The sequence below is a fragment of the Neisseria sp. Marseille-Q1983 genome (assembly GCF_018224585.1).
Lineage (GTDB): Bacteria > Pseudomonadota > Gammaproteobacteria > Burkholderiales > Neisseriaceae > Neisseria > Neisseria polysaccharea.
In genome coordinates this window covers 1-9,728 of record NZ_JAGTUI010000054.1, presented here as the reverse complement: position 1 = coordinate 9,728, position 9,728 = coordinate 1, and the positions used below count along the sequence as shown (strand labels likewise).

Annotated in this window: 11 protein-coding genes; 5 read left to right on the top strand and 6 right to left on the bottom strand. The window is 51.2% G+C overall.

Going from position 1 to position 9,728, the window contains the following annotated elements; all coding sequences use genetic code 11:
- Nucleotides 1-101 precede the first annotated feature (101 nt).
- Nucleotides 102-1,385, bottom strand: coding sequence for a glutamate-1-semialdehyde 2,1-aminomutase (gene hemL, locus KEM39_RS09960; RefSeq protein WP_118997957.1), 1,284 nt, complete (start codon nt 1,383-1,385; stop codon nt 102-104).
- A 62-nt stretch (nt 1,386-1,447) separates the two neighbouring features.
- Nucleotides 1,448-1,861: a glucosamine-fructose-6-phosphate aminotransferase gene (locus KEM39_RS09955; protein WP_118997956.1), complete on the bottom strand. Its 414-nt coding sequence runs from the start codon at nt 1,859-1,861 to the stop codon at nt 1,448-1,450.
- A 203-nt stretch (nt 1,862-2,064) separates the two neighbouring features.
- Here KEM39_RS09955 and miaB point away from each other — a divergent pair, with 203 nt between their 5' ends.
- Nucleotides 2,065-3,393 carry a tRNA (N6-isopentenyl adenosine(37)-C2)-methylthiotransferase MiaB gene (gene miaB / locus KEM39_RS09950; protein WP_118997955.1) on the top strand — a complete coding sequence of 443 codons (1,329 nt, stop codon included), beginning with the start codon at nt 2,065-2,067 and terminating at the stop codon, nt 3,391-3,393.
- Nucleotides 3,394-3,459: 66 nt separating this feature from the next.
- Here the strand turns inward: miaB and KEM39_RS09945 are convergent, their stop codons facing one another.
- On the bottom strand, nt 3,460-4,872 hold the full coding sequence (locus tag KEM39_RS09945; RefSeq protein WP_418030180.1) for a surface lipoprotein assembly modifier: 1,413 nt from the start codon (nt 4,870-4,872) through the stop codon (nt 3,460-3,462).
- A gap of 213 nt (nt 4,873-5,085) precedes the next feature.
- Nucleotides 5,086-5,331: a hypothetical protein gene (locus KEM39_RS09940; protein ID WP_211709934.1), complete on the bottom strand. Its 246-nt coding sequence runs from the start codon at nt 5,329-5,331 to the stop codon at nt 5,086-5,088.
- Between the two features lie 111 nt (nt 5,332-5,442).
- On the opposite strand from KEM39_RS09940, the gene KEM39_RS09935 reads away from it, so the two are divergent.
- A complete protein-coding gene (locus tag KEM39_RS09935; RefSeq protein ID WP_211709933.1) occupies nt 5,443-5,871 on the top strand; it encodes a CopD family protein in 429 nt (142 codons plus the stop codon).
- Between the two features lie 11 nt (nt 5,872-5,882).
- Nucleotides 5,883-6,359, top strand: a complete 477-nt coding sequence (locus KEM39_RS09930; protein ID WP_211709932.1) for a CYTH domain-containing protein — start codon at nt 5,883-5,885, stop codon at nt 6,357-6,359.
- A 350-nt stretch (nt 6,360-6,709) separates the two neighbouring features.
- Here the strand turns inward: KEM39_RS09930 and KEM39_RS09925 are convergent, their stop codons facing one another.
- Complete coding sequence (locus KEM39_RS09925; RefSeq protein ID WP_211709936.1) at nt 6,710-7,198, bottom strand: dihydrofolate reductase; 489 nt, start codon at nt 7,196-7,198, stop codon at nt 6,710-6,712.
- 67 nt (nt 7,199-7,265) lie between these two features.
- A complete protein-coding gene (aroG, locus tag KEM39_RS09920; protein WP_002216371.1) occupies nt 7,266-8,321 on the bottom strand; it encodes a 3-deoxy-7-phosphoheptulonate synthase AroG in 1,056 nt (351 codons plus the stop codon).
- A 423-nt stretch (nt 8,322-8,744) separates the two neighbouring features.
- On the opposite strand from aroG, the gene KEM39_RS11650 reads away from it, so the two are divergent.
- Nucleotides 8,745-8,906 carry a hypothetical protein gene (locus tag KEM39_RS11650; protein WP_240002758.1) on the top strand — a complete coding sequence of 54 codons (162 nt, stop codon included), beginning with the start codon at nt 8,745-8,747 and terminating at the stop codon, nt 8,904-8,906.
- A 58-nt stretch (nt 8,907-8,964) separates the two neighbouring features.
- Entirely contained in the window at nt 8,965-9,252 is a 288-nt protein-coding gene (locus KEM39_RS09910; RefSeq protein ID WP_118997949.1) for a hypothetical protein, read from the top strand.
- Nucleotides 9,253-9,728: the final 476 nt, after the last annotated feature.

Below are 9,728 nucleotides of genomic sequence, written 5' to 3'. Positions count from 1 at the left end.
TCTTTGAGCTAAGGCGAGGCAACGCCGTACTGGTTTTTGTTAATCCACTATACTTCAATCTGCCAAACAAATCGAACAGAGAAACCCTGTCCGTCAAAACATCATGCAGCCATCGCCTTGAACACTTCAACCGCAACCGCAACCGTTTCGTCAATCAACTCGGGCGTATGCGCGGCGGAAACGAAACCTGCTTCATAAGCGGACGGGCCGAAGGCGACATTGCGGTCGAGCATCCCGTGGAAAAACTGTTTGAAGCCTTCAATATTGGAACGCGCCATATCGGCATAGTTTCGCGGCGCGTGTGCGGCGAAATACAGACCGAACATACCGCCTACGCTGTCGGCGGCAAACTCGATGCCCGCCGCATCCGCTGCCGTCTGAAAACCTTGAACCAACTGTTCGGTACGCGCCGTCAGGTTTTCATAGAAGCCTTCGCGCTGAATGATTTCCAGCGTTTTCAAACCGGCCGCAACCGCAATCGGGTTGCCCGACAAGGTGCCTGCCTGATACACGCCGCCTAACGGGGAAATACATTCCATAATGTCTTTACGGCCGCCGAACGCGGCAAGCGGCATACCGCCGCCGATGACTTTGCCCATCGTGGTCAGGTCGGGCGTGATGCCGTGCAGCGATTGTGCGCCGCCGAGCGCGACGCGAAAACCGGTCATCACTTCGTCGTAAATCAACACTGCGCCGTGTTTTTCAGTCAATTCGCGCAGGGCTTTGACGAAGGCTTCGGTCGGGCGGACAAGGTTCATATTTCCGACGAAAGGCTCCAAAATCACACAGGCAATGTCATTGCCGCTTTGAGCAAAGGCTTCTTCGAGTTGGGCGATATTGTTGTATTCGAGTACCAAAGTATGTTTGGTAAAGTCGGCAGGCACGCCGGCGGAAGACGGGTTGCCAAACGTCAGCAGGCCGCTGCCGGCTTTCACCAGCAGGCTGTCGGAATGCCCGTGGTAGCAGCCTTCAAACTTGATGATTTTGTCGCGGCCGGTAAAACCGCGTGCCAGACGGATGGCGGTCATGGTGGCTTCGGTACCGGAGCTGACGAGGCGCAGCTGTTCGATGGACGGCATGATTTTGGCGATTTCTTCGGCAATGACGATTTCGCCCTCGGTAGGCGCGCCGAACGACAAACCGCCTAACGCGGCTTCGCGCACGGCTTCGATGACTTCGGGGTGCGCGTGTCCGACAATCGCAGGGCCCCAAGAGCCGACGTAATCGGTGTAGCGCGTGCCGTTTTCGTCCCAAACATACGCGCCTTCGGCTTTTTTGATAAAGCGCGGTACGCCGCCAACGCTGCCGAATGCGCGGACGGGGGAATTCACGCCGCCGGGGATGATGGCTTTGGCGCGGTCGAATAAAATTTCGTTACGGTTCATATATATCCTTAAATTCCATCCTAAAAGCAGGTTTTAGGTTCTGAAATAGAAAAGCTATTTTATCATTTTTCAGGTTTCGCCAAGGATTTGCCTGCTTCTTTGCGGATGACGTCAACCGTATCCCTGATGACGGAACGCTCGTCTTTTTCCACTTTATGTGTAAAGCGGTAGTCCCGGACAACTCCCTCCCCGTCGTAATCCACACACCACTCCCAATGCCGCCGCTCCGATTTCATATAAATGAAATTGGTCGGCAGAAAATTATAAATCGGCAGGCTGACTTCATGATAGGCATAACAGCCGAAAGGATTGCGCTTCCCGAAACGTGCCTCTACCTCCGCCCGGGTCGTTTTGCCTTTAACAACCATTTGTGCGATTCCCTCTTCCGTCTGATCACGCAGGAACTGATGTTCCCTGTCGCCGAAATTGCTGGTACACGCACACAGCAGCAATGCCGCCCATACAACTGGTCTCATATACATCTCCGTCAAATCAAATCTTCATTATACAGCCATCCAGACCGGATAAATTCATATTAAAAACAATATTCTGTTTACAAAACCCACATCGTGCTATAATCCGCACCGATTTTCAGACGGCACCGTCATACCGTCTGAAATTTTTTCATTCCAACAACAATCAGCCCCGCAATTACGGCTGCCTGAGAAAGACACAAACCATGAAAAAAGTATTTATCCGCACCTTCGGCTGCCAGATGAACGAATACGACAGCGACAAAATGCTCGCCGTCCTCGCCGAAGAACACGGCGGCATCGAACAGGTTACCCAAGCCGACGAAGCCGACATCATCTTGTTCAACACCTGCTCCGTGCGCGAAAAAGCACAGGAAAAAGTGTTCTCCGACTTGGGGCGCGTGCGTCCGCTCAAAGAAAAAAACCCCGGCCTCATCATCGGCGTTGCCGGCTGCGTCGCCTCGCAAGAAGGCGAAAACATCATCAAACGCGCGCCTTATGTGGACGTCGTCTTCGGCCCGCAAACGCTGCACCGCCTGCCCAAAATGATTGTGGACAAAGAAACCACCGGCCTCTCGCAAATCGATATTTCCTTCCCCGAAATCGAGAAATTCGACCACCTGCCGCCTGCGCGCGTAGAAGGCGGTTCGGCATTCATTTCCATTATGGAAGGCTGTTCCAAATACTGCTCTTACTGCGTCGTCCCTTACACCCGCGGCGAAGAATTCTCCCGCCCGCTCAACGACGTATTGACCGAGATTGCCGGTTTGGCGCAACAAGGCGTTAAAGAAATCAACCTCTTAGGCCAAAACGTCAACGCCTATCGCGGCGAAATGGAAAACGGCGAAATCTGCGACTTTGCCACTTTGTTGCGCATTGTCCACGAAATCCCCGGTATCGAACGCCTGCGCTTTACCACCAGCCATCCGCGCGAATTTACCGACGCAATTATCGAGTGCTACCGCGACCTGCCCAAATTGGTTTCCCACCTGCACCTGCCGATTCAAAGCGGTTCCGACCGCGTATTGAGCGCGATGAAACGCGGCTACACCGCTTTGGAATACAAATCCATCATCCGCAAACTGCGCGCCATCCGCCCTGATTTATGCCTGAGCAGCGACTTTATCGTCGGCTTCCCGGGCGAGACCGAGCGCGAGTTCGAGCAAACCTTGAAACTGGTGAAAGACATTGCCTTCGACTTGAGCTTCGTCTTTATTTACAGTCCGCGCCCTGGCACGCCTGCCGCCAACCTGCACGACGACACACCGCATGAAGAAAAAGTGCGCCGCCTCGAAGCTTTGAACGAAGTCATCGAAGCCGAAACCGCGCGCATCAACCAAACCATGGTCGGCACGGTTCAACGCTGCTTGGTCGAAGGCATCTCCAAAAAAGACCCCGACCAACTGCAAGCCCGTACCGCCAACAACCGCGTCGTCAACTTTACCGGCACACCCGACATGATTAACCAAATGATCGATTTGGAAATCACCGAGGCCTACACCTTCTCCCTGCGCGGCAAAATTGTCGAAGCCTAAGTCTTCCCCACTGTAAAAATGCCGTCTGAAGCGTTTCAGACGGCATTTTTCACTTTGCAACAAACATCAGAACGTTTTATTAAACTCGACAAACGCCCGATTTTTCTCGTATTCGTTGAACACATCGTTACTCCACGTTTCGCGGTGCGACAGCGTCAGGCGCGGCGTGATGCCTTTGAAATGCAATGCCCGGTGCCAAAGGCTCAAGGATGTGTCCAATTCTTTATCCCTGCGCCTTTCCCCTTTAAAACCGCTGAAAAAGCCGGGTTTTTCATAATGCCGTTTCGCCGCGCCGAGGCGCAACAGCGAAGACAGACCGCTGCCGCCCCATTCCTGCCCCCAGGCAAAGCGCAGGCCGTAACGGTTGAAATTGTCGCCACGGTCGGCAGGGTTGCGCTCGCGGTAAAAATCCAAACCGCCCGTCCAATATTGGCGCGCATTCCGGTAAAACACCAGCGAATTGGAAATTTGCAAATGGGTATTGTCGGAACGCGCCCGGCGCGTATTCTTCAAACGCCCCCACTCCGCCGAAGACAGCGTTTGCCATTTCGGGGTTTGCCAACGGTTGAAATAAAGGCGTGCGCCGTTGGCGTAAGAATAAGCGTCGTTGCCGTAGGTGCGGCGTTCGTGGAACACTGCCAGCCCGACATCTTTACGCCGGTCGGCAAAACCGATGCCGCCGGAAACACCTGCCGTCATATCGTTGAATTTCTTATTCCCCGGATAAACCCTGCCGGACACGTCGCCGCCCGCCGTCGTGTACCAGCCGTTTTTCAGCGACCATTTTTTCTCCACGCCGAGCCGGTAATTGACCGCCGTGCCGTCCACCTGTTTCGGGAAAGTCCAGTTGCCGTACTGCTGCTGTTTCGGGGCTTGGTTGATATTGTGTTCGCGGGTAACGCTGAAACCGCCGTTTACCTTCCACGCATCGCGTTCGCGCAATGCCTTGCGGTACAGCTCGACCTGTTCCATAAGCTGCGGCGGCAGGTTTTCCGCCTTCAGGCGGTCGAACTGGTCTGCCGCCGCCTCGTTCTGCCTGTCTTCAAACAATGCCGCCGCCAAACGCATACGGACGGCGGGCGCGTCGGGTTGGGCGGCAATCAATTCCCGGTAATGGGAAATCGCTTCTTTCACCCTACCGTCTGCCTGCGCCAAAATCCCTTGTGCATAAAGTGCCAACATCTTATCCTGCTGCGCCTGTTGTAGGTAAATCGGCAAAATAACGCGGATACCGGCAATATTGTTTGAAACTACTGCGGAATACATCGCGCGGGACAGCAATTCGGGATTTTTCAGCAGGGTTTCGCCGTCAATCTGCAAAACTTTTCCTTTTTCCCGCACCTGCCCCGGTACCTTCTCCCTGTCGATCGGTTTGGCCTCCGCTTCATGAAGCCTGAACTCGGGACGGCTTCTCAAATCCGGTTCGCGCGGTGTTTCTTCGGCATATGCCGCGCTTGCCAATAAAGGCAGCAGCAGCATCCATCTGTTTCGTGCAGGCATAAATGTTTTCCCACAAAAATAAAAATAAAAAATAACCATTATCAACCGGCGGATTGTATCAGTTTTTTATGCTGCTGTTCCAAACCCTGCCGCCCGATGCCGCGACAATGCCGTCTGAAACACACAACCGTTTTCTTGTTATCAAACAAAAACCGCCCTGCCTGAAACGGCGGGCGGCTGATATCGGGAAACTTATCTGCCGAGCTGCTGACCGATATAGGTCATAATCAGTTCTTTTTTGTCCCAAAAAAACTTCTGCATTTTTTGTTCGGAATACAGTTTGCGTACCAGAGTGGGCAGACCGCTGTGGACGATGGCGGCGATTTCTTTGTTGCCTTCTTCTTCCTGCATTGCCGTCTGAAAATCCAAACCGCGGCTTTTCAGATATTCAGCAAGCCGGTTGCGGATGTGTGAATTGAGTTCGATGGATTTGAGCATTTTGCCTCCGTTTTGCGGTAAGGATTTATTTGATTTGTTTATCCGCCTTATTTTATCACGTTTCCCAAGCGGTTTGCCTGTACAATACCGCTTTTCGGCAGGGTGTGGGCGATGATGTTTTCTTGGTTCAAGCTGTTTCACTTGTTTTTTGTCATTTCGTGGTTTGCAGGGCTGTTTTACCTGCCGAGGATTTTCGTCAATATGGCGATGATTGATGCGCCGCGCGGCAATCCCGAGTATGTGCGCCTGTCGGGTATGGCGGTGCGGCTGTACCGTTTTATGTCGCCGTTGGGCTTCGGCGCGGTCGTGTTCGGCTCGGCGATACCGTTTGCCGCCGGTTGGTGGGGCAGCGGTTGGGTACATGTCAAACTGTGTTTGGGGTTGATGCTTTTGGCTTACCAGTTGTATTGCGGCGTGCTGCTGCGTCGTTTTCAGAATTACAACAATACTTTCTCACACCGCTGGTATCGCGTATTTAACGAAATCCCTGTACTGCTGATGATAGGTGCGCTTTACCTGGTTGTGTTCAAACCGTTTTGACGGAGTGCCTTATGACGGTAGAAATCGAACGCCGCTTTTTGATTGAAAACGACAAATGGCATCAATACGCCGATGAGCCGCTGCTCTTGAAACAGGCTTATCTTTCTGTCGAGAAAGAACGTACCGTCCGTGTCCGTATTGTCGGACAACGGGCGTGGCTGACACTGAAAGGCTATATTTCGGAACTCAGCCGCAGTGAGTTCGAATACGAAATCCCGCTTGCAGATGCGGAAAAGATGATGGAAACGATGTGCCCGTTTAAGATGGAAAAATGGCGTTATCCGGTCAGATGGGGCGGCAGCCTGTTTGAAATCGATGTTTTTCTTGGCGAAAACGCGCCTTTGGTCGTCGCAGAAATCGAGTTGCCCGACGAGAATGCCAATTTTGACCGTCCGGACTGGCTGGGACGGGAAATCACTTCGGACGGTATGTTTACCAATGCTTATTTGAGCAAACACCCGTTCTCAAGCTGGAAAAATGCCGTCTGAAACGGCTTCAGACGGCATTCCCCGACAACCATCGCAAATCCAAAGACAGCCTCTATATCCTTATTTCTGCTTTCTTTGTTCCATTATTCCCAATAAATCCCCATAACCTAAAATCTCGTCATTCCCGCGCAGGCGGGAATCCGGTTCTTTAAACTTCGGTTTTTTCCGATAAATTTCTTTAGCTTTTCGTTTCCGGATTCCCGCTTTTGCGGGAATGACGATGGAAAGATTGTTGTTATTTCGGATAAATTACCCTAACTTTAAAATCTCGGATTCCCATCTTCGGGGGAATAACAATATTTTCTATTTCAGCCCACCATTTGCGGGGGATTTTATAAAGAGTTTATATTTCAATATCTCAAATAATGCACAAAAGCATAGCTCGTGCCTTTGCTGCTGACACGGCGTTCCGTCCGCTCTGCTTCTTTCCAATGCGTCCGGTCTATTTCAGGGAAAAATGCATCTCCTTCCACCGACAAACCTACTTCGGTTATCCGCAAATCGGTCGCCAATGGCATCGCTTGTCCGTATATCTGCGCGCCGCCCATAATGACGGCTTCTTCCGCGCCGGCGCACAATGCCAATGCCGCCTCCAAACTTGCCGCCGTTTCCGCACCTGCCGCACAATAATCCGCCTGCCTGCTGATGACGATGTTCCTCCGTTCGGGCAGGGGTTTGACGGGCAGGGATTCCCACGTTTTCCGCCCCATAATGACGGGTTTGCCCAAGGTATAGGCTTTGAAAAATGCGAAATCTTCGGGGATGTGCCAAGGCATAGCATTGCCCGCCCCGATGCACAGGTTTTCCGCACACGCCGCAATTAGGGTTATTTTGAGCATATTTCCTCCACAAAAATGCCGTCTGAACGCTTCAGACGGCATTTTATGACATTCTGCGTCAAAAATCTCAACCGGCGCGCGCCATACGTTTTTTGTTTGCACCTGCCAACAATGCCAATAGTTCTTCAGTCGCGCCCCAACCGATACACGCATCGGTAATGCTCTTGCCGTACACTTCCGGCTTGTCCTGTCTGCCTTCGACCAAATGGCTTTCCACCATCACGCCCATGATATTGCTCCCGTCCTGTTCCAATTGGGCGGCAATATCTTGTGCCACTTCCATCTGCCGGGTGTAATCCTTGCGGCTGTTGGCGTGGCTGCAATCTATCATCAGCTTGTCGGTTACCCCTGCCGCACGCAGTTGTTCCGCCGCCTCGCTGACGTGTCCCGCATCATAATTCGGCTCTTTTCCGCCGCGCAAAATGACATGACAGTCAGGATTGCCGCCGGTATGGACAATGGCGGAATGTCCGGCCTTGGTTACAGACAAGAAATGATGCGAATGGCTCGCCGCACCGATTGCGTCGATGGCAATCTTCAAATTGCCGTCCGTACCGTTTTTAAAGCCGACGGGGCAGGACAGCCCGCTTGCCAATTCGCGGTGAACTTGGCTTTCGGTCGTCCGCGCGCCGATTGCCCCCCAAGAAATCAAGTCCGCATAATATTGCGGCGTAATCATATCCAAAAACTCGGTAGAGGCAGGCATACCCATATTGTTCAGCGACAACAACAGGCTGCGCGCCTGACGCAAACCGAAATTGATATCGAACGTACCGTCCAAATGCGGGTCGTTAATCAAACCTTTCCAACCCACCGTCGTCCTCGGCTTCTCGAAATAAACGCGCATCACAATCAAAAGCTCGTTTTCATACTGCTTGCGGAGTTTCAACAAACGCTCCGCATATTCCAACGCCGCTTTCGGATCGTGAATCGAACACGGCCCGATAATGACCAACAGCCGCTTGTCCCTGCCGTGAACCAAATCGGAAATTTCCTGACGGGTGCGGTGAACCAAGCCCGAAGCCTCTTTGGAAATCGGCAGCTCGTAAAGATGGGCAATCGGCGGCAACAACTCTTTAACTTCTTTAATCTTAATATCGTCTGTGGGGTAATGGTGTGTCATCTTGCATCTTTCCTGATGGGTTTTTATACGCGGCTTAGGTTACATCGTTTACCTTGCACAAACAAGTGCAACATATTACTACAAAGCTATTTTATTTCAAAATAACTGATATATCTTTTTTCATAGATTTTAAATTTCATATTTTTAATATTTTAGGAATTTTATTCCAAAGAAAAAGAAACAGATTGATAAAAACAATACCCACCATTCATTCGGACAAAACCGCACGGAACATCCGTTTTCCCATTTCCACGACAATCCGGTACAGAACACCCCGCTGCCGATTCCGCCTGCACATCCGGCAAAATTTCATACACAAGGAAAATGTTGAAAACAAAAAGAACTCATTGCTTGAAAAAAGATTTAATTGGAATGCGGGTATTTCCCACACTTTCTCCATTTATTTATCCTCATTATAAAAACATGAAAAAAATCCTGCTTGCACTCTCACTTGCAGCCGTGTCCGCCGTTACGGTAGCCGATATTCCCGAGTCTAACGGAAAAGGCGAATACAAAGTCTTTACCGGCTACTCTAAAGGCAAAGCCATCATCGGCGACAAGGAAAAACACCGTTACCAAGCATGAAAACCTTGCTTTGAAAGTCCATGGCGAAATCCGCCAAGATTTGGGGGACGGATGATCCCTGACCCCCTTGGCGGATGCATATACAGATTTGCGCGGCAAAACCAAAGTGATGACGACCCAGATGGGTGCTTCCCGCGATGTCAGCAAAAGCACCAAAGGTTGGAGTGTCGGTATCGGTCTGAATGTAGGCAAACAGTTCACCGACAGCGTCAGTCTCGAGTTTGATCCATACTACCGTCACAAAACAATCTGCAAATCCCGTGAGATTGTCTTGGACGGCGACAGAACCAAAATGGGCCGCTCCAAATCCAACGAGTACGACTTCCGCATAGCCGCAATGTTCTAAAACGCTTATGTGAATAGGAAGACTGCAGAATATTGCTGCCTTTTCCTGTTTGCTTTAAATAAACAGAAAATGCCGTCTGAAACCGATTTTCAGACGGCATTTGTCCCTTAAAACACGTTTTTTCAAGCGCGACCATACCAAACACCCACAGGTTGCCTTCCACCCTTCGTACAACCTTTGCTCCATCAAACATCCACTTCCTAAATACTGATGTATACTGATGTCTGCTTAGGTTGAATCGGCATTCGTACGATTACGGCACACCGCCTAATCTGTACCTGCGTCTGTTGCGCCCAATACCAAAGTCTACCTGAAAATCTCCCAAACTTTTCAGGTAGCCTTATCACGTTTTCAACTGCCGCCACACGCCCAAAGACTGCCTGAAACCCTTTTTCAGACGTTCTGCTCCGATACCCCCAACAAAACGCCGCCCGAACGCATGTTCAAACGGCATTTCCTTTGCGTCGATTCATTCC